Source organism: Nocardia donostiensis (genome assembly GCF_002081715.1).
GTDB classification, from domain to species: Bacteria; Actinomycetota; Actinomycetes; order Mycobacteriales; family Mycobacteriaceae; genus Nocardia; species Nocardia donostiensis.
In genome coordinates this window covers 38,938-59,531 of sequence record NZ_MUKP01000018.1, presented here as the reverse complement: position 1 = coordinate 59,531, position 20,594 = coordinate 38,938, and the positions used below count along the sequence as shown (strand labels likewise).

General features: G+C 66.4%; 14 protein-coding genes. 7 read left to right on the top strand and 7 right to left on the bottom strand.

Annotated elements, in window-relative coordinates; genetic code table 11:
* Nucleotides 1-13: 13 nt before the first annotated feature.
* The gene (locus B0T44_RS14100) at nt 14-301 is read right to left on the bottom strand and encodes an Rv0250c family protein (protein WP_077116005.1); all 288 of its coding nucleotides are present in this window, start codon (nt 299-301) and stop codon (nt 14-16) included.
* Between the two features lie 180 nt (nt 302-481).
* On the bottom strand, nt 482-1,444 hold the full coding sequence (locus B0T44_RS14095; RefSeq protein WP_077116004.1) for an alpha/beta fold hydrolase: 963 nt from the start codon (nt 1,442-1,444) through the stop codon (nt 482-484).
* A gap of 591 nt (nt 1,445-2,035) precedes the next feature.
* Between B0T44_RS14095 and B0T44_RS14090 the strand changes: the two genes are divergently transcribed.
* The 3 genes from B0T44_RS14090 to B0T44_RS14080 all read left to right on the top strand — a co-directional run bounded on the left by B0T44_RS14090 (nt 2,036) and on the right by B0T44_RS14080 (nt 5,842).
* The gene (locus B0T44_RS14090) at nt 2,036-4,132 is read left to right on the top strand and encodes a serine/threonine-protein kinase (RefSeq protein ID WP_081512117.1); all 2,097 of its coding nucleotides are present in this window, start codon (nt 2,036-2,038) and stop codon (nt 4,130-4,132) included.
* Nucleotides 4,114-5,256: a BTAD domain-containing putative transcriptional regulator gene (locus B0T44_RS14085; RefSeq protein WP_077116002.1), complete on the top strand. Its 1,143-nt coding sequence runs from the start codon at nt 4,114-4,116 to the stop codon at nt 5,254-5,256. Before B0T44_RS14090 ends, B0T44_RS14085 begins: the two co-directional genes overlap by 19 nt.
* Nucleotides 5,257-5,371: 115 nt before the next feature.
* Nucleotides 5,372-5,842 carry a peptidoglycan-binding domain-containing protein gene (locus tag B0T44_RS14080; protein WP_081512113.1) on the top strand — a complete coding sequence of 157 codons (471 nt, stop codon included), beginning with the start codon at nt 5,372-5,374 and terminating at the stop codon, nt 5,840-5,842.
* A 137-nt stretch (nt 5,843-5,979) separates the two neighbouring features.
* Here B0T44_RS14080 and B0T44_RS14075 read toward each other — a convergent pair whose 3' ends face one another.
* Entirely contained in the window at nt 5,980-7,161 is a 1,182-nt protein-coding gene (locus B0T44_RS14075) for an ATP-binding protein (RefSeq protein ID WP_077116000.1), read from the bottom strand.
* 1,917 nt (nt 7,162-9,078) lie between these two features.
* On the opposite strand from B0T44_RS14075, the gene B0T44_RS14070 reads away from it, so the two are divergent.
* Entirely contained in the window at nt 9,079-9,342 is a 264-nt protein-coding gene (locus tag B0T44_RS14070) for a hypothetical protein (protein ID WP_077116197.1), read from the top strand.
* Between the two features lie 24 nt (nt 9,343-9,366).
* Here B0T44_RS14070 and B0T44_RS14065 read toward each other — a convergent pair whose 3' ends face one another.
* Nucleotides 9,367-9,705, bottom strand: a complete 339-nt coding sequence (locus B0T44_RS14065; protein ID WP_139347754.1) for a hypothetical protein — start codon at nt 9,703-9,705, stop codon at nt 9,367-9,369.
* Between the two features lie 717 nt (nt 9,706-10,422).
* On the opposite strand from B0T44_RS14065, the gene B0T44_RS14060 reads away from it, so the two are divergent.
* Both B0T44_RS14060 and B0T44_RS14055 read left to right on the top strand, forming a co-directional pair.
* Entirely contained in the window at nt 10,423-11,001 is a 579-nt protein-coding gene (locus B0T44_RS14060) for a C40 family peptidase (protein ID WP_081512127.1), read from the top strand.
* 3 nt (nt 11,002-11,004) lie between these two features.
* Nucleotides 11,005-11,406, top strand: a complete 402-nt coding sequence (locus tag B0T44_RS14055) for an RNA-binding S4 domain-containing protein (RefSeq protein WP_077115998.1) — start codon at nt 11,005-11,007, stop codon at nt 11,404-11,406.
* Nucleotides 11,407-11,415: 9 nt separating this feature from the next.
* On the opposite strand, the gene B0T44_RS14050 is transcribed toward B0T44_RS14055, so the two are convergent.
* Genes B0T44_RS14050 through B0T44_RS14040 form a run of 3 tightly spaced genes read right to left on the bottom strand, consistent with a single transcriptional unit; the run spans nt 11,416 to nt 19,444 of the window.
* Complete coding sequence (locus tag B0T44_RS14050) at nt 11,416-13,143, bottom strand: fatty acyl-AMP ligase (protein ID WP_254854171.1); 1,728 nt, start codon at nt 13,141-13,143, stop codon at nt 11,416-11,418.
* Nucleotides 13,140-19,202: a type I polyketide synthase gene (locus B0T44_RS14045; protein ID WP_077115997.1), complete on the bottom strand. Its 6,063-nt coding sequence runs from the start codon at nt 19,200-19,202 to the stop codon at nt 13,140-13,142. Before B0T44_RS14045 ends, B0T44_RS14050 begins: the two co-directional genes overlap by 4 nt.
* Complete coding sequence (locus B0T44_RS14040; protein WP_245839406.1) at nt 19,199-19,444, bottom strand: acyl carrier protein; 246 nt, start codon at nt 19,442-19,444, stop codon at nt 19,199-19,201. Before B0T44_RS14040 ends, B0T44_RS14045 begins: the two co-directional genes overlap by 4 nt.
* Nucleotides 19,445-19,607: 163 nt before the next feature.
* Here B0T44_RS14040 and B0T44_RS14035 point away from each other — a divergent pair, with 163 nt between their 5' ends.
* The gene (locus B0T44_RS14035) at nt 19,608-20,561 is read left to right on the top strand and encodes an MBL fold metallo-hydrolase (protein ID WP_245839404.1); all 954 of its coding nucleotides are present in this window, start codon (nt 19,608-19,610) and stop codon (nt 20,559-20,561) included.
* The last annotated feature ends 33 nt before the right edge of the window (nt 20,562-20,594 follow it).

The window sequence follows — 20,594 nt, the reverse complement described above, 5'->3', positions numbered from 1 at the left end:
GCGCGATCGGCGTTCAGGTGGTGCGGGGGCGGGAGTGGAAACCCAGCCCTTCGTCTTGGGCGCCCATCCACGCCGCCTCGTCGGACTTGCTGTCCGGGACGTAGATGGGTTCCTGGGCTCGAGAACGTACCTCCGGCGGCGGCGACTTCTCGAATTCGTCCGCGTCGATGACCAGACGCTCGAGGTCGTTCTCCAGCCGGCGCACGGTGCTGGCGTCTCCGTAGTGCGCGCGCAACGCAGTGATGGAGTGCCGGAGCTGGCCTACGGCGTAGCGGAGTTCCGCCAAGTCGCTGCGTGTCATCGATACCTCCTGGTTTTCTGCCCGGTCGTCGGATCGGCCGTCGTGCGGACGTCGCTGTCCGTCGCGGCGGCGTGTCGTGTGACCGACCACACAACGTGATCTACAACACAGTACGTCAACTCTGGCGGTTCGGCTCGTGGGTTCAGTGGTTGTTGTAGGAATTCACGTGGTCGTGATGGGTCAGGCCGTGCGGGCGTAAGCGGCACAGTCGTTGCCGGCGTGGCGAGCGGCAGCGGCCGCACGCTCGGCCAGCCCCGCGATGGACAGCGCGACCTCTTCGGCCCGTTCCAAGATCACGTTGTGACCTGCTCCTTCCAGCCGGACCAGTTCGGCGTTCGCAAGGTGGGCGGCGAGCACGACCGAATGCGCGAACGGGATCATGATGTCCGCGGAACCGGCGAGCACCAATGCGGGGATGCTGCCGAGGCGGTGCAGGCTTCCGGTTTCGTCGAAGGCGCGCAGCGAGGCAAGGAAACCCGCCATGGTCGACAGTGACGTCTCGTTCAGCATGGTCGCGGCGAGGGCGACCACCCGCGGAGGCACTTTCCTGCTGCCGAAAGCGACCTCCCGCGCGATCGGTTCGAAGATTCTGCGCGACAGCCGCCGCGACATGTGCAGAAACCGTGGCGCGCGGTGCACAGCCAGTTGCAGTGAACGCACGGTGTGCCCGTTGAGTAACCTGCCGAGCCCCACCTGGGTGACCCCGTTGGCGGCGCCTGCGATCAGCCCGACGCCGACCACGCGGGTGCCGATCGCTTCCGGGTACAGCCGGGAATAGGCCAGCACCACCATCGCGCCCATCGAATGTCCCACCAGGATCACCGGTCCGCGAGCGGCGACCGCGCGCAGCACTGCATCCAGATCGTGGGCCAGCTGGTCGATGGTGTAGGTGGACGGGTCGCTCGCCCCCGACGCACCGTGGCCTCGATGGTCGTAGAAGACCATCCGGGTGTCGGAGCCCCAGTGTCTGTTCAGCTGGTCGCGCAGGTACGACCACGATTCGCCCCGTAGGCAGTGCCCGTGCACGAAGACCACGGTCGTGGGTGCGTTCTCGGCTCCGGTGATACGGACCGCCAGTGGCACCCCGTCGTCGGCGGCGACGGTGCACGCCCTGCCGTCGCGGGCGATGGTGGTGATGGACATGTGGCCTCCTGGGGTCCGGTTCCGATGGCCTCGGCGGAAACATTTCTGTCTCCAGTTGTCGCGGGACGGCTTGCGGGACGTTAACCAGCGGGTCGGCCCGTTACGGACCCGTTGTGCATCGCTTGCTCGGGGCGCGGGTCGGGGGTGGGCCTGCTCGGCCGAGGAGGTTCTATCTAGTTCTAGTCATATTGATAGAAAATGCTAGAAATTCCTCACAAACGGTATGGTCAGGTGAGTATCAGGTATTCGAGCACACAAGCTAGAGGGCGAGATATTCGACTCGCCTTCACTCGAGGGCATGCTGTCGAGGGGTGTCTTCCTGCATCTAGGGAAAATGCAATAATCGGATATATTCCGCGATGGTCTCTGGTATGTATCCTGGGGGCCCTGGGTCTGGTGCCACAGCTGTCCGGCCCGCCTCGTCCCCTGCTGGCGGGTTGCTCGGTGAATCCCTTCTCTCCCTGGCGAAAAGTCTTGTAGCGTAGGCGAAACCGCACATTGCCGTCTCCGCGCGGCGTGTACTCCGGGGACTCACCGGAACCGCTCGGATGCGGGCGGCTCACGGACGAGACGGTGCGTCGGTGCGTCGGAATGCAGGGGACAACGGTGGTACTACGCGAAAACCAGAGATTCGCGGGATATTTGATACTCGAGGAACTCGGCCGCGGCGGTATGGGCGTGGTTTACCGCGCCGAACACCCGCGGCTGCCGGGCAAGACCGTCGCCCTGAAGGTGCTCGACCCGCTGCGAGCCGGCCGCCGCAGCCTCGAACTGTTCGGGCGCGAGGCCGATCTGGTATCCCGGCTGTCGCATCCGAACATCGTTGCCGTGCAGGACAAAGGCTGCACAGACAGCGTGTGGTGGATCGAGATGCAATACGTGGATGGCACCGACGCTGGCGCAGTACTGCGGAACACCCCCCGCGGATTGGACCCGGCGCGGGCGGTCCGGTTCCTCTGCGATGCCGCCACTGGACTCGACTACGCCCACGACAACAAGGTGCTGCACCGCGATATCAAACCCTCGAACCTGCTGGTGGCTTCGACCGGCGGACCGGAACGAGTGCTGGTCGCGGATTTCGGGATCGCCAGAAGCCTCGACGAAGCCGCAACCCTTACCCAGGCGGGGCCGGGCGAATACTCACCGGATTATGTGGCGCCGGAGCGTTTCATCGGCTTCCCGCCCGACCCGCGCAGCGATGTGTACTCACTCGGCGCCACCCTGCACCGGCTGCTCACCGGCTCCGTCCCCTACCCGATGCGCAGCGACACAGCGCTGATCCAGGCACATTGCACGGAACCACCACCGGTGCCATCCCTGCTCCGACCCTGTCTGCCTGCCGGGTTCGACGAGGTGATCGCGCTGGCCATGGCGAAGGAGCCGGACGAGCGATACCAGAGCTGCGGTGAGCTCGCGGCGGCCGCACTGGCCGCGCTCGACACCGACCCGGCACACGACGACCCCGCTGCCGATATCGCGACGAGGACATCCGGGCCACTGGCAGCAACGAAGATAGCCGGACCTTCTGTGAGGACGAGGACATCCGGATCGGTTGCGCAGGCCCGGGCCTCTGAACCACACACGCAGACCAGCACCGCGGGACCGCACGGGGAGACCGGGGCGTCTAGACCGAGCGCGGAGATCAAAACGCCTGAGGCAGGCGCGCAGGCCAGGATGTCCGCAGTACGCAGGGAGACCGAGGCCTCTGGACCGGATGCGCAAGTCGAGCCGCTCGAATCGGATGCGGGGACGGAGACGTCTGGACTGCGCGCGGTGCTCCGAGCGTCTGGTTCACCGGCGGAGAGCAAGACGCCTGCACCGGCTGCGGAACTCCGGACGTCTGGATCGGATGCGGAGAGCAAGACAGCCGGATCGGGTGCGGATACCAGGGCCTCGAGATCGCACGGGGAGACCGAGACTTCTGGGTGGCACGCGGCGACCAGGGCGTCTGGACCACATCCGGAGACGCCGGATGCGCAGGCTGAGACTTCTGGGCTGCACGGGGAGGCCAGGGCGTCAGGATCAGCTTCGCAGTCCGAGGCTCCTGGTTCGCGCGTAGTCGCAGCGCACGAGGGCGATGTTCCCGAGGCGTCGGAGGCAGTCACCGCAGTATCGGGAGGAGGGGACGGCGCGGTTACAGGGGTGCCGTCGTCACAGGATCGTGCCGCACCGGCGAAACCGAAGCGGGTGAGGCGGCGCTTGATGCTTCTGGCCGCCGCGGTCACCGTCGGCATGGCAACGGTGTGGGGCATCGTCGCAAGCTCCGAGCAGCCCGCCGACGCGGGCCTCGCGAACGACCAGGCGCACGGCGATAACGACGTCGCGGCGCAGCCGTTGAGCACGCACTGCTACTGGTCGGTGCGGGTATCTGCGGGCGCGGGCAGTTACGTGGAGGTGCCGAGCGGGGACCCCGGGCGCGACGAACCCCGGTGCATCTTCAACACCGGCGACAGCAGTGCGGCGGTGACGTCGCTGCAACGGGCGTTGGCGCTGTGTCACGATATTCCGCTCACCGTCACCGGCACCTACGATCCGGCGACCCGATCTGCGGTGCGGCATCTGCAGCTGCGGTACGGCGCCGACGTCGACGGTATCTACGGCCCGCAGACCCGCGCCCAGGTTGTCGAATGGCCGGTGTTCCGCGAGTCCGACGGAGGGTTCGACGGCAGATGCCTGCAGCTGAGCTGACCGCCGATACGGTGCAGGTCCGGCTGCTGGGGCCGGTGCGGTTATCGGTCGCCGACCGGGTTCTGCCGATCCGGGCCGGGCTGACGCTCACCACCCTCGCTGTCCTCGCCGCCAACCGCGGTACCGCGCTTTCCCCAGCTCAACTGGGCAAACGCATATGGGACGAACCGCCATCGACCTATCGTGCGGGCGTGCAGAACCGGATCGCCGAGATCCGCTCGGCACTGCGTTCGGGCGGAGTGAGCGCGGAGTTGCTGCGCACCGACAACGGTTGCTATCGGCTCGAACTCCCGGCAGATGGGTGCGACCTGCACCGGTTCACCGATACCAGGGCGCGGGCGGTGCTGGCCAAGGACGCCGGCGACCACGCCCGCGCTGCCGGGTTGTTCCGGCAGGCATTGGCCGAATGGTCCGGCGCGGCACTGGACGGTTTGCCGCCGTCGCGGTTCGTCGACAACTTTGTCGCCAAACTCGACGAGGAACGTGGGCAGGTGCTCATCGACCGCATTGATATGGACCTCGCGTGCGGACGGGCGTCCGAGGTGATCGGTGAATTGCGGGTGCTCGCAGATAACGCGCCGACCAGGGAATCGGTGTGGATCCGATGGATCAGCGCACTATATCTGTGCGGCCGTACCGATGAGGCCGAGGAAGCATGCCGCGCCATCGTTTCCCGGTTGTGCGGCCACGGGCTTGACCCGGTCCCCGAACTGCGGCAACTGCAGCAGCGGGTCCTCGCCCGTGAACCGCTGCCCGCCGGGCCGCGACCGGTTCGGTTCCCCGCGATCGACGCCGACCGGCCCACAGTGCAGGAGACATCCGGCGCGATAGTGCTGGTCACCGCCGAAGGCCACCATTACGAGATCACATCGCCCGGGGTGACGATCGGGCGCGGCGTCGGGAACGGCATCCAGCTGCCCGATCCGAAGATCAGCCGCAGCCATGCGCGGATCGAAACCGACGGCGCCTCGGCGCGGATCGCGGACCTGGGGTCGTCCAACGGGGTGTTCGTCAACAACAGCCGGGTCCGTGAACCCGTCGTGATCGCACCGGGGGACACCATCCGGCTGGGTTCGACCGTGCTACGGGTCGGCCGCGCCGAGATGGTGCCGAGCGGCGCGTAACCAGCTCCGGCGGGCATGAGAGCAACGTTACCGAGACGTTGGCGGCGGCTTCTAGCGTCGGCGCGACGGATTCGAAGTGGGTTCGAATCCGGTGGCCAACGGAAGGCGGGACCGAATGAACCGGATAGGGACAACACGAGCGGCTGGGCGCGTACTGCGCGCGATGGTGATCGCGGTGGTGGGTTTCGGCGCGGTGACCGGGGTGGCGCAGGCGTCGCCGGGCAACGGCGGGCTGGTTCTTACCGCACCCCGCGGTGCGGAACCTGCCGATATCGACGCGGAATCAGCCGACTCCGAGTCGGTGATCGTCGGCTGTCTGATCGAGGAGCCGACACTGCGACGAGGCGATGACGGCGTGTGTGTCGCTGTCGTCCAGTTGATCGTGAGCGACTACTACGGCAACGGCACCGTCGAGGTGGACGGTGTGTTCGGCTCACGGACACAGCAGGCGGTGCGGAACTTCCAGCGCTACTACGACATCCGGGTGGACGGCATCGTGGGACCGCAGACCTGGGACGCGCTCGGCAGCGCCTGCACCGACCAGGGGCTTTGCCGTTCCAGCGGTGCTGCGGGGCGCGGTAATTGAGGGAGCGGTGGTGCGCTGGTACAGCGTGCTCGGCGTACCGCCGTCGTACCTCGGCTCCGGGGCGAGCCCTGCTGGGTCAGCGTCCTCGTCACTGTCCGGCACAGCCGAACGTGTTCTGCAGCCTCATGGTACTCGGATCACACAGTGCGCAGATAACGCCCGAAGTGCGGGACCGTGAAGCCGATGGTGCCGCGTTCGGCCGAGTAGATGAGTCCCTTTTTGATCAGTCCGTCGCGGGCGGGTGACAGCGAGGCGGGTTTGCGTCCCAGTTCCTTGGCCACCGCCGCGGTCGCCACCGGCTCGTCCATATCGGAGAGGTCGGCCATCGCCCGCATGTATTCGCGTTCGGCCGGGGTGGCGCGTTCGTAGCGGGAGCCGAAGAAACCGACGGCCAGCTCCTCCTCCGCGGCGGGTGCGGCCACTTCGACGTCCTCAGCAGTGATCGGGCTGCTCGGCGCCTGATCCCAGGTGGCTTTGCCATAGGCCTGCACGAAATACGGGTAGCCGTCGGCTTTGCGGTACAGCGCATCCAGCGCCTCACCGGTGAACTTCACCTCCTCCCGTTCGGCCGGGGCGATCAGCGCCTGATCGGCGGATTCGCGGTCTAGCCGGTCGATCCGGTGATAGCTGAACAGCCGTTCCGAATAGCTTTTGGACGCCGAGAGCACTGCGGGCAGATGCGGCAGCCCCGCACCGACCACGATCAGCGGCGCGGTGTCCTGGCTCAGCTCATGGCAGGCCCCGCAGATCGCCGACACATCCGCCGCGCCGAGGTCCTGCATCTCATCGATGAAGATCGCGATACCCACCCCGATATCACCAGCCAAGGCCGCGGCCTCCATCAACAGTTCCACCAGGTCGATTTCGATATCACCGGAATCGGCGCGACCGGTTACCGCGGGCACATCGATACCCGGCTGCCAGCGCTCGCGCATCCCTTTGTCCGCGGTCGCCCGCAGCGCGAATGCCTTCAGAATCCCGAGGAAATCGTCGACCCGTTCCGGATTGCGATGTGCCTTCGCGATCGCCCGCGCCGCCATATGCAACGCCGACGACAGCGGCCTACGCAAACCCTGATCCGGCCGCGCCTCGATCTTCCCGGTACCCCACCCACGCGATACCGCTGCCGACCGAAGCTGATTGAGTAGCACCGTTTTCCCCACGCCCCGCAACCCGGTGAGCATGACACTGCGCTCCGGCCTGCCGCGCGCGATCCGCTCCAGCACGATATCGAAGGCGCCGAGTTGTTTGTCCCGCCCGGCCAATTCGGGCGGGCGCTGACCGGCGCCGGGGGCATACGGATTGCGCACTGGGTCCATACCGGGACACCGTAGCGCCTCCCGCTAGCGTTTTCTCAGGGTATCTACGACGTGTCCTAGATACCGCTATGGGTTGCTGTTTTCGGCCCTTCAACGCTTCACGCCCGCTGCTTGGTCAGCCACCATGAGGCAGGCAACCATCGAGATCACCTCGGGCGACCGCTACTTGGACTGCCGGTGCCCGCCCGTGCAGCGGCGACGGTGAGTAAGGGGTGGACCGAATCGATGTTCTCCTTACCACGGGAGTACGACGCACATGCCGAATATGGGGAACCCAGTGTTGACATCTACGGTCTGCAGCTGTGCCGGTAAAGTATTTTGATAAGCTCCGACATATTGCATTCCTGTATTTCTAGGTGTCCAGTTGGTGCTGGCGGTGTTGCCGGTGAGTGGTACCGAGGTTGCGGAAAAAGTGCCGCCCTTTTCGTCTCCGAATATGACGGGGTCCGGGACTGCAGGATCCGCGGTTGCTGTCACTTTGTATGTACAGCCGGTTCCGTAGTTTTTGGCCCCGAAACTGAGGCCCTGTTCCACATTGATAGCTGAAGCTGCTGCCCCGGCTTGTGGTGTAGCCAGAACGAGGGCTGCGGCGACGGCTCCGATATCTCCCAGGGCACTGCCTCGCCGCATATGTCCTCGTTTCGTACCATTTCTGCTTTCGGTCTGCATGGTGAGTCGCTCCTGAGTCGGATAGTACGATGCGGCGTGTCGAGTCCTTGTCCTCCTATTAGTAAACTACGCATGCAATCCCGAATATGGAGAGACCACTGCCGACTGTTATCGGGGCTGATATCGCTGCTCCGCCTTGCGTGGCAGTAATTACATGAGAACCAGTAGCAGTGGGCCGCCAACGAGTGGTGACAACGTTGCCCATCGGCATCGGATCAGGCGGGGTGAAATTAGCCGCGAGGGAATCGGTAAAAACAACCTTGGTAGCAGGGTCGTCTACGGCCGCGCTTACTTCGTATTCGCAGTTTGTGCCGAAGTTGGAGCTTGTCCCGAAGCTCAAGCCTTGGACAGGCGGGTTGACAAGAGTGGCATTTGCCCCGGCCTGAGGTGCGGCGAAAACAAGAGTTGCTGCGATGGCCGCAGTACTTGCCATTGAGATTTGCACCCGTGACATAAATCGGCCGCGGCTGCTGGTTCTTCTTTCTTTCCACACGTGAACTACTCCCATTTGGGATGGGGGATGCGGCTGGAAAGTTCTCACGGTAGCGCGATATGTGCGAATCCCGAGTGGAATCCATTGCCGACATTCAGCAGTGGTGGATGCACCGCTTGCCGGAGGGCCGGCATAGGCCGCGCCGACAATTTGCGGGACAGGCTGTTGCCTGACGCCCACTAGGCCCACGATGGGCCTCGGTGGGCGTTTGGCCTGCTTGCTGTCCACATTGCTGGTCCTCCTGGACCTCAATGGTGCTGCTATGCGGTCGAATAGACCGCACGATTCGAGCATCCGCTGATCTGGACTGGGGCGCAAGAAGAGGGAGAAAACGATTAGGCTGCATCAGCAGGGTGAGCGCGTTGCTTGTCGTATAATTCGTGACTGCTCGTTAGGGGATAAGTTCTCGGAAATGAACTTGTAGTTGGCTTTTTGGGGTGAAGCGAACGCTCGGTGATGATACGTTGCTTTCGAGTAGAAGTCGGTTACAGCGCGACGCTACTGATCGGTGCGCAGTCGGACCGATGGAATGTTATCTTCCCAACCGCGAAGTGCACTACACCAGCACGAGTTATTTCGCTCGCTTCCGGTTTCCATCGGCCAGTTGCATGTCGAGTCCTTATCGGCGATATCAGGAACCGAAAGGTGGTGCTCGAGGCCGTCGGCTGTGGGTAGCCCCGGAGTTTCGTGTGGGACAAGGACTGTACGAGGTCTCTAGGCTGAGTGGGTCATGTCCAGTGAAGATGGGAGTGGTCATGTCCGTCGAGCCCGAACCCACGACGACCGCCGAAGTCGTCGAGTCCTGGAACGTGCCCGCCGGGGCCGTGGTCGCCAACCGTATTCGTAACAACATCCTGATCGCCATCGAGCGCGGCTACGACGACCCACAGCTGGTTGCCGATCTCGCGGTCGGCCCGCTGGTGATGTCGTTGGGGCAGCTCGAGGTCGAACTCGCGGACGCGCGGCGTCGGATCGATGAGCTGGAGCGGGTGCTTCAGGAGCGTGGCGGCGCGTCCTGAAGCACCGTTGTGATCAGCGTTCACTCAGCGCAGGACGATGCACCCGGCGCCCATGAGATCTATGCCAGGCCCCACCTTGATCGGCTCCGTGCTCACGACCTGCCCTGACTGGGAGGCAGTGACGACGAGATCACCGGTATTGGCGGGCCACCATGTGGTGAACACCTTGTAGTTGGGGCCGACGGGTTCGGCGGTGACGTTGTTCGGGACGAATCTGCCGCCCGCCCCATCGCTTAAGACGACCGGGTCGGCGTCGTCGTTCGTCAGCACCTGCACCTGATACCGGCAGTTGGTTCCGATACTGGCGGTGAGACCACCGCTCATCCCTATCGACACGATGGGCTGACCGATAGGCACTGCCATCGCGCTCGGCGCAGCCATAGCCAGCGCCGACACAACAGCCCCTAAGCCGGTGATCACGACTCCAGCCCGCCGCATGCGCCGTTTACCGCGGCCACGGCTGGCTCTGTTGGTCGCAGCCATCGTTGATCACATCCCAACTGGTTCTCCCGCGCCGGACGGGACGGCCCGCTCGCGAGCGTGCGCTCGTGGAGCATGGTACTGATTTGCGGTTTGCTGTGCTGGTCGGGCTCGCCGCTACCCCCTGGCGATGGTTCTTGTCGACGATCTTCGACAGCGGTACCCAGTTTAACGCCCTGCACCCCAAGCGAATTCAAGGCTCCGCAGGCCTCGGCGCGATAACAGCAGCGGGCTGCGGGCGGTCACGTTTCGTTATCCGGCAACAGCCGAGCGCCCGCCTATTTCGCGGTTGTCTTTGCATCTGTACGTGCAGTTCTGCAGAAGTCCCAGGTCTGTGCGCTGGACAACATCGCCTCGGCATCGTAATCTTCTCGTGACTTAGTGGAGTCAGTCGCTTCGTCAGAAGGAGCGGCGCCACTTGGTCGCCGCTTCATCGGCTGTCGGGGCCCCTCGGATCTCGGCCGCCGAGCCGGGAACCGGAGGTGTAGTAGCCTCACCCGGTCGGCGGGAGAGCACGAAGATCGGAGACGCAGCTCGGTGGGTAAACACAGCTTGCAGCGGGATTCTCGTTTGCCGAATTCCGTCAAAGGTGCGCTCATGATGGGCGCTGTGGCCGCATCGACCGGGGCCATGCCCGCGATTCCGGCCATGGCAGCTACGGCCACCATCGACATTCCCGGTGTCGGCAAATTCGACGTCGAAGTGCCGGACGAATTCGAACAGCCGGTCGAGGAGCTGAACCAGCAGCTGCAGCAGGCGTTGACTCCCCCGCCTGCCGCTCCCGGCGCCCCCGCTCCCGGCTTCGCCCCGATGATGCCCGGAGTATTCGACAACACTCCCGCAGATATCGCCCTCGACGCCGCCAAAACGAAGGTCGGCGCCATGTACTCATGGGGTGCCGCAGGCCCGAACAACTTCGACTGCTCCGGGCTCGTCCAGTGGGCCTACAAGCAGGCCGGTATCGAACTGCCGCGCACCAGCTTCGAACAGTCGCATGTCGGCGCGCCCGTCGCGTTCCAGGACCTGCGTCCCGGCGATATCGTCATCACCAACGGTGGCGGTCATGTCGGCATGTACGCGGGCGACGGGCAGCTGCTGAACGCCGTCCAGTCCGGCCAGCCGGTTTCCTACACCTCGCTGAGCCCCGACGACGTGGTCACCGCACGCCGTATCGTGTAACAGGTGGCGAGCGAACCACACCAGCACAACGCCGCAACCCAGGCCCGAGTCGATTCGTGGATCTGGGCGGTTCGGCTGTTCAAAACCCGGTCCGCGGCCGCGGCTGCCTGCCGGGGCGGACACGTCCGCGTCAACGGGACGACCGTCAAACCTGCCCACACCGTTCACCCCGGCGACGAGGTACGGATCCGGTCGGGCGGTATCGAACGGATCGTGATCGTCGAACGCATCATCACCAAACGGGTCGGCGCCCCGATCGCTGCCCAATGCCTGATCGACCGCAGCCCACCGCCCCCGCCGCGTGAGGTGCTGGCTGCCATGCCCCGCCGGGACCGCGGATCCGGTCGACCGACAAAACGGGAGCGCCGCGAAACCGACCGTCTACTCGGCCGCGACGGTCGCTGACCGCTCCGATCACAGGGTCCCGTGCAAATAACGTGCCCGGCACTCGCCGCGGCGCAATTTGCCGCTGCTGGTGCGCGGTATCCGTCCCCGAACGGTCAGGACGATATCGGCGAGCCGGATATCGTGCGTTGACGCGACGGCGGCAGCTATGCGTCGTTCGATCTCACGGGGCTCGCCGATCGTCTCCTGCGCGAGCTCGGCCACCACGACCACATTCTCCGTAGCGCCGTCGTCGTAGCCGAAGACCGTTACCCGATCCGGCCTGACCTCGGGCGCACACCCGATCACGGTCGCCTCGATATCCGCCGGGTAATGGTTGCGGCCGTCGATGACGATCACATCTTTGAGCCGGTCCGTCACATAGAGTCGGCCGTGGAACCAGAACCCGAGGTCGCCGGTGCGCAACCAGCTGCCGGTCCGGCCCGGCAGCGGCGTGGCGAAAATCGCCGAACAATCGGGTCGACTGTGGTAGCCATCGCACACATTCGCCCCGCACACCCAGATCTCGCCGACCATGCCCGGCTCCAGTTCGAGCGATGCACCCGGATCGACCACCGCCACCTGCTCGTCCACCATCGGCATCCCGCAGGCGACCAGGGCGAAACCAGCGCCGGATTTCGTCTGCACCGCATACCCGGCAGCCAGCGCGTCACGGTCGAAACGGGTGATCACGGGCTCTTCCGCCTGCTTGGAGATCGCCACCGGCAGCGTTGCCTCCGCCAGCCCGTAACCGGGCGTATGCGCCCGATGCCGGAAACCGTAGTCGGCGAAAACGCTGGTGAACGCGTCCAAGGTGGCGGCACGGACCGGTTCGGCACCGTTGAGCACGACCTCGAGCGCGGACAGATCCAAGCCGGTCCGCTCATCCGCGGTGGTCGCCGAGACAGCCAAAGCGACACCGAAATTCGGGCTGCCGGTCATCCCGGCCCGATAGTCGGAGCAGGCGCGTAACCAGCGAATGGGGCGTTTCACGAAATCGACGGGCGCCATCGTCACCCCGGGGACGCCCGTATACAGCGGCAGCGCCAATCCGAGAAGCAAACCCATATCGTGGAAGAACGGCAGCCAGGTGACGATCGGCGCGGCGCGGGCGGCGGGCAGCGCCGTGCACAGCTGCCGTAGCGCGGTCGCCAGATTCCGGCACGTCACCCGTACACCGGCAGGCGACCGGGTCGAACCAGAGGTGTACTGCAGATACGCGGGGCCGGTCCCTGCGGTCTCGTCCGGCGCCACCAGCGGGCCGATATCAGGGGCATGCCTGTCTACCGGCAGGAATTGGTCGAAAACCGGGGCGAGCAGCCGGGGGCTTGTGCTGTCGTCCGCGGAGACGAATGCGACGCTCGGCCGAGCGTCGTCGAGCACGGTTTCAAGGCGGGAGCGGTTGCGGTCGGCGGCCGGGAACAGCGGCACCGCGGTCCGCCTCGCATACAGGCAAGACAGGAACGCCACAATGTAGCCGAGGCCGTGTCCGCACAGGATCGCGACACGGTCACCGGGACGGCTCACCGTCTGCAGTTGCGCGGCGAAGGTGGCTGCCACACGGTCCAATTCGGCGTAGGTCATCGACTCAGGTAGGCAGCGCTGCCCCTGATAGCGCAGCTCGACGAACGCGGTGGCGTCGCCACGCAGACGTGCCTGCTGTCTGAGCCGAGCCACCAGCGGGTCGCCGCGCGCGTGAGCATCGATATCTGCCGCCGGGTCGGTGTTGTCTTCGGCGGGGGCGGAGCGCAGTGTCACCGGTCCGCGCCGTCCGCCAGGTGGCCGAGGCGCGCCGACAGCGCTGCTGCCAGTGTTTCCACCGTGGGGTGGCGGAAGAGCTCGACGGTGGAAATATGGATGTTCAGCCGATGCTCCAAGGTTCTGCGCATATCGATCGCGAGCAGGGAACTGAGGCCGAGATCGTTGAAATCGGCTGCGGTATCGACGCTTTGCGGTGGTATCGACAGCGTGGCCGCTAATGCGTGACGGACTGTCTCGATAATCGGCTCCGGGCGGACGAACGGGCCGGGTGGGCTGTCTTCCAGTCTCGCGGTGGTCACTGGATAGGTGTACGTTTCCAGCAGTTCGCGCAACCGAACCGCGATCGGTGAAGCGTCGGTATTCGTGGCGTAGTCCATGGCCAGCAGATAGCCGCCGTAACCGAGTGTGTCACGCAGCAGCCGCGCACCACCCCGATTGCCGAGCGCGACGATACCGGCGCGGGCGAAATGCGCGGCCCCGCCGGAAGCTGCGGCCAAACCGGTTTCCCAGGCACCCCAGCCGATGCTCGTCACGCCGCGATCGCCGTACGTGCGGGCCAAAGCGTCCATCGCCGCGTTCGCCGCGGCGTAGGCGGCTTGGCCGGGTGCACCGAATGCACCGGTCGCCGAGGAGAACAACAGGGTGAAATCGACCGGGTCGGTAGCGGTGAGTTCGATCAGATTGGTCGCGGCGGTCAGCTTCGGCGCGAACAATCGGGCCAGCTGGGCGGCGGACACCGCCTCGAACACAGCATCCTGTACCGAGCCTGCCGCATGCACCACACCGCGAATAGTGCAGCCGGATTCCCGGATATCGCGCAGTGCGTTGTCCAGATCGGTGCGGTCGGCGACATCGCAGCGCACCACCACGATCCGGTCCTCCAACCCGTCCAGCAGCTGCGGCGCCGGACGCGGCGACCTGGTCGGCACCACCACCTCGCGCGCACCTGCGTCGAGCAGCCAGCGCACCGCAACCGAACCCAGCGCGCCCAGCCCACCGGTCACCACATAGGTTCCGGCGGGATCGATCTCGATCCGCCGTCCTCGCGGCCCTGCAGGCACGAACCGCCGGACAGCGGGCGCACCACCAGCGAGTAGCACCTCTTCAGGTATCCGGGCCGCTTGCCCCGTATCTGAGCCGGTTACCAGGCGACACAGCAGATCCTGGTTCGTCACCTCGACCCCGGCGGACCACACCAGCCGGACCGGGCGCCCGGACTCCAGCTGTAGCGACCGGACCAGCCCGGCGATCGCGCCCACCCTGGCGTCGGCGAACACCGGCCCTTCGCCGACGAAACCGGCATCGGCACCTTGCCGGGTCGGTCCCCGGTCCACGCCTGCGGCTCCGCGCTCATCGCTTGCCGCGCCCCCATGTTGCTCCCCTGGGTCGCTCACGGTGGCGCCCGTGCGGCCACGAGTGTCCGTCGAACTCCATTTTTGCCGGGCCTGATTACCTGTAGTGGTGTCCGTTTGCTCTAGGTTGTCGCCTGGCGCGCTCAGAGTTTGCGGGGGTTGTTTGCCTGTGTCCGTTCGTTCCTGGAGATCGCGCCCTGGAGTCGGCGTTTCTCCGTGTGGAGCGTTTGCCACGGGGAGCGTTCGCGCCCGCTCAGTGTGCGCCGGGATCCATGGTTGGTCATGGTGCTCATTCGGCGAGCCTGCGCGATGTCCAAAGAACCCACTATCGTCTGCACCGCGAGCCGGTGTTTCGGAAAGCCAGGTGGGCTCCGCACGGTATGCGTCGCCGATTCCGTCGTTCCGATACCCAGCACGGGCCGAGGGGGAGTCGAGAGGGGCGCGCATCGTCGTCGGGTGCGTGATCGCAGCCCCGGTCGGCAGCACCACGGTGAGGGAGGCGGTTGCGGCGCTTGCGTTGATGCGCTGCAGCAGATCGAGAACCCGCCCCACCGTCACCACCGCTGGTTCGTCGTCGGTGGGCGCTGGGTTCTCATGCGGCCACACCACGACCACTGCCGTGCGGGCGGCCGCAGTGCGGCTCGCCAATACCGCCGACACGATCGGGCCCGCCTGATCTGGTTCGCGGGCGACACGCTCGGTCGGCACACACCGGTCGAGTTCGCGAGTGAGGCGGACAGCCTGTGCGGATGCGCCGACCACCACCGCCCGCCGAATCTCCGGTCCTGACCTGTTGCCGGTGCCGAAGCCCGTTCCGCCGCTCCCCACCTGCAGCGCTGACCTGCCCGCTTCGGAGCCAGGGTGTGGGTTGTTCGGGTCGGCAGTTGTTCGGGGGTGCGCCGTGCTCGCTTCGGGAGCAGGGTGGGAATGGCTCGGGTGGGTGGTCGCTCGCGGATTTGTCGCGTTCGTTTCGGGTAGGGGGTGCGGGTGGTTTCGGACGGCGGTGGTCCGGGGGTTTGTCGCGTTTGCTTCGGGAACAGGATGTGGGTGGTTTCCGTCGGCTGTCGTTCGGAGGTTCGCAACGTCCACTCCGGGAACAGAGGGTGGGTGGGCTCGGCCGGCCGTCTGAGGGGAGACCGGCAAGGTCGCTTGGACAATGCGGTCTGGGCGATAGTCGTCAGCTGGTGAAAGGAGGGGCACTGCGCCGGATTCGGGGCCGGGGGAAATACCGTGGTCTGGGGATAGCGGTTCCCAGATTTCACGCAGCAGTGTGCGGGGCGGAACCTCGCCGACTTCGGAACCGCGCACCGGGACGACTGGAAGCTCAGTGTGGGCAAGGGCTTTCGACGGAAGGGAACTGTCTCCACCTGACAGGGCGGCGAACCTGATCTGCACACCTGTGAGCGCGAGCACGGGGGCGCCGTTCTGGTCGGTGGCGAAGATATCGCCGGACAAACCGTTGGCGCTGCGGCCACGGACGAAGGCGTGCGCCTCCTGCACGCGTCGGCCCGGTTCGGTCGACAACCACGCGGAGGCCACCGCGATCGGCAGCGGAACCGTATCGGCGGGCAGTTCGTCGGGGGCGACCGCGGCGAACAGCTGCAGGCAGCCGTCCACGGTGGCGGTGCGGTGCAGGTCGAGGCCGTCGAAGGTGGCGAACGCGCGATCGCGGCCGGATGCGATATGGCGCAGCGGGCGGAAAACCGGTCCGTATTCCAGATGTCTGGCCCGCAGCCGCTCGTACAGATCGTCCGGGGTGGTGACTCGCATCCCGCGCAGCGCAGCCCGATTCGCGTCGACCATCCGCATCCATGCGATGATGTCAGCGGGTGTGGGGTCACCGGCGAGCCGAGCCGAAGCCAGCGCCCCGCGACCCGTGACCTCCGCCCGCAGTCTTCCCGATACCGATTCCCGTTGATATCGGACCTCGGCCAGCGCTGAAGGCGTCAGCCGTTCGTGCGCTACGAAGTCGGCGAGCGCAGACCTTCCGCTGCCGCGCGCCATATGCAGCAGTTTGCGCAGCCAGAACGCGGCGGGTACGACAGCCTCCCCATGCACGATATGGTCGCTGAGGTCGTCGGCGTGGAACGGTGGCTCGGTGGTGACCAGCGGGAAGTGGCGGCGGCGCCAACGGCGGCGCGGCGCCCAGTCGAACGGCCCGGCAGCAGGCCAGTTCAATGTCCGGCCCTCGGTGTACAAACCTGCGAGGCAGGCGAGGAAATCGCCGCCCTCGTCGGAGCGGGTGGTGAGCGGGTACACCGCACCGGTGTAATCGGGGTGGTCACCCACTGCGCCGAGCAGCACCGGATGGGGACCGATTTCCAGTACTGTCGCCATACCGTCGGCGGCGGCCCGATCCAGTGCGGCCGCGAGTTCCACCGTCGCGGCGACGTTCTGGCACCAGTAGTCGGCGTCCATACCAGCGGTGGTTATCGTTTCGCCGCGGCGCGCTGTCGAATAGATCCTGGTGTGCGGCTTCTCGGCGGCCAGCCCAGTGAGGCAGGCACGGAATTCCGGCAGCACCGCGTCGACCTGCGGACTGTGCGCCGCGAAATCGACGGCGATACGCCGAGCGTAGATATCTCGGCGTTTCGCGCGGCGCACCAGCGTGTCGATATAGCGGGGCAGACCCGAAACCACCACCGAACGCGGCCCATTCACTGCCGCTATCCCGACGCTGTCACACATCGGTTCCACCAACCGCCGCACCTCGTGCGGCTCGGCCTCTAGCACCGCCATCGCGCCCTGCCCGTCCAGCCTGCCGAGCGCCCGGCTGCGCGCCACCACCACCCTGGCCGCTTCCTCGACCGGCAGTGCCCCGCTCACCGCCGCCGCGGCAACTTCACCGAGGCTGTGCCCGGTGACCGCGTCGGGCCGCACCCCCCACGACTCCAACAGGCGTGCCGCAGCCACTTGGAACACGAATATCGCGGGCTGGACCAGCTCGGTGACCGACCGCTCGGGCGCCTGCAATACGAAACCACGCTTCGGCGTCCACACCCGCGGTCCGCCCGCCGCCGCGACGGCGTCGGCGGCAACGGTGATCGCGTCGGCGAACGCGGGGTAGCGGGCGGCCAGTGCCCGGCCCATCCTGGCGTGCTGCCCGCCCTGTCCGGAGAACAGGAACACGATCCCGCCGTGGCGGCGCCGGTCACGCGGGGCGATGACCCCGGCGACGGGGGTGCCTGCCGCCAGCGCCCGCAACCGGTGTTCGCCCTCGATGCGATCGGCGGCGACGACGGCCGCGCGGGCGAGTTCGGGGAGCAGTCGGGCCGCTCCCGCCGCGAAGGCGGTCAGTGTGGGCTCGCGTGCTGGTTCGTTGTCGGTTTGCGGCTCGTTCGGGAGGTTTCCGAGCAGCTCGGCGGCCTGCCGGGCGTGGTCACGCAGGTCGCCGAGATCTTGACCGGTGACCGGGATCAGCACGGGAGTGTTGTCCTCGCGCGGGCGTGGGTGCGGGTGCGGCGTCCCGCGAACAACCACATGGGCGTTGGTGCCGCCGAAGCCGAACGAGCTGACCCCGGCGAGCCGTTCTACGGCCGGTGTCGCCCGCCAGTCCACCAGGCGGGTCGGCACCCGCAGCCCACGTTCGGTCAGCCGCAGCAGCGGGTTCTCGGTGCGGAAGCCGACCGTGGGGACGATGGTGCCGTGATGGATCGACAGCGCGGTTTTGATCAGCCCGGTCACCCCGGCCGCTGCCTCGAGATGGCCGACGGTGGATTTCACCGAACCGATCCAGGTGGGCGAACGCTCGTCGCCGAGCACCGCGGCGAGCGCACCCACTTCCACTGCATCGCCCAATGCTGTTCCGGTGCCGTGGCATTCGAGGTACCCGGCGGTAGCCGGATCGAGCCCGGAACGCGCCCACGCGGTGCGCACCACATCCTGCTGGGCTCGCCCGTTCGGCGCATACAGCCCGTTGGACCGTCCATCTGAACCGACTGCGGTGCCGAGGATTTCGGCATAGATCCGGTTGCCCGACCGCATGGCGTCGGCGCTGCGCTGCAAGACAACCACGGCGCAGCCGTCGCCACGCACATAACCGTCGGCGTTCGCGTCGAAGGGTTTGCCGCGCCCGTCCGGGGCGAGGAAACCGCCCTCGGCCAGGTAGTCGGTGGTGTGGGGGAGCAGGGCGAGATTGACACCGCCGACCACGGCGAACGGGATGGTACCGTCGGTGAGCAGCCGCACCGCCAGGTCGATCGCCGCCAGCGACGACGAGCACGCGCTGTCCACCACCAGGCTCGGTCCGTGGAGGTCGAGCACATAGGACAGGCGGTTGGCGATAATGCTGAGCGCTGAACCGGTGACCGCGTACTGCGCGTCGTGACCGCCCTTGCCAAGTACTACGCTGCCGTGGTCGTAACCGCAGGCGCCGAACACTACCGCCGCGCCGCAACCCTGCGCGCGGTATCCGATTCCCGCGTCGTCGATTGCCTCGACCGCGACTTCCAGCGCGAGCCGCTGCTGCGGGTCCATGACCGCGGCTTCCCGCGCGGAGATCCCGAACCAGTCGTTGTCGAACCAGTCGATATCGGCGAGATACCCGCCCGGCTGGGTACCGACACGACCGGGCGGCGGTTGCCCGAGCGCGTCCTGCCCGGACAGCAGCAGCCGCCAGAATTCGGTGATGGAGGCCGCGGCTGGCAGCCGACAGGCCATGCCGACGATCGCGATCGGCGGATGCGGGGCGGGGGTGGCCGTCATCGCATCAGTGAGTCGACCAGTTGTTCGATATCGGGGTGATCGTAGATCGCGGTGAGCGGCACCTCGACGCCAAGCGCGTCCTCGAGGTGCGTGGTCAGCCGGACCAACTGGGTGGAGCTGAGACCGAGATCGGTGAACGGGGTGGTGGTGGACACAGTCGCCGCGTCGACGCCGAGCAGTTCCGCGACCGCGGTGACGGCCGCGCTGGTCAACGTTGTCCGGTGCAGGCCCGGCCGCATCATTCCTCCCTCCCGAATATGTCGGCGGCGGCTGCCTGCCGTGGATCGGTGCCGGCAAACTGCGGGCACCAAGGCGATTATGCACCAGAAACGAGGCCGGGCAAGGCTCGATCCCATTGAGAGCCTGGTACTTCCGTCGCCTGGGACGATGACATACCGTCACCTGGTGGCCGAAACCAACGAGGGGCGTACTCCGACTCTGCCGACCGTGCTGAGCTGCTGCGCAGCGTTGGCCGCGACTCCGGCTCGACTGTTGCGCCCGCGTCGTCCAGATACCGCGTTGCTGGCGAGCCTCGATCCCGTGCCGCCGCCCCAGGTCAGGCAGTCCGTAAAGCTGACCGTGCTGATGCAGGCTCATCTTGCGGCGCCCGCGACGATCGTCGCCGAGGGGGTGCGCAGCCTGCGGGAATTGCCCATGTCGATGGCCGCGTACCTGGTCGAACATCCGCAGGCCAGGTTTCTGGTCGATCCGGCGCTGTGCGCGAATGTGCACCGGCGGGTGCTGCCCGGTGTGCCGCTTCCGCTACGGATGCTGGTGTCGCCGGATAAACCGGTGCTCGGCCTGTCCGACGCGCTCGCCGCCCGCGATATCGACCCAGCGGCGATCGATTTCGTCCTCCCCACCCATCTGCACTGGGACCATACCGCGGGCCTGCTCGAATTGCCCGATTCCGTGCCGATCAGGGTGCCTGCTGCCGAAACGTCCTGGGCGATGGACGGCCCGTACGCGCCCGCGGGCGTGGTGCGCGGCCCGTTGCGTGGGCGGGTATTCGACCCGCTGGAACTGGATGGGCCGCCGGTGCTCACCTTTTCCAGGAGCAAAGACCTGTTCGGCGACGGCTCCGTGGTCCTGGTCGACCTGACCGGTCACACCCCGGGCAGTATCGGTGTCCTGCTCGCCGTCGACGACGGCTCCCGGGTCCTGCTGGCCGGCGACGCGATCTGGAACAAACTGCAGGTGGAGCTCATCCGGGAGAAAGCGCCCATGCCCGGTCAGATCTTCGACGCCGACCGTGACGCCGCGTTCGCCACCATCCATCGGCTGCACGCCCTGCCCGAGGGTATCGACATAGTCGCGGCCCACGACTACGACGCGGTATCAGCCTTGGCAGCCCGCTGAACTTGAACTTTCTCTGTTGGCCTCATCCTCTGT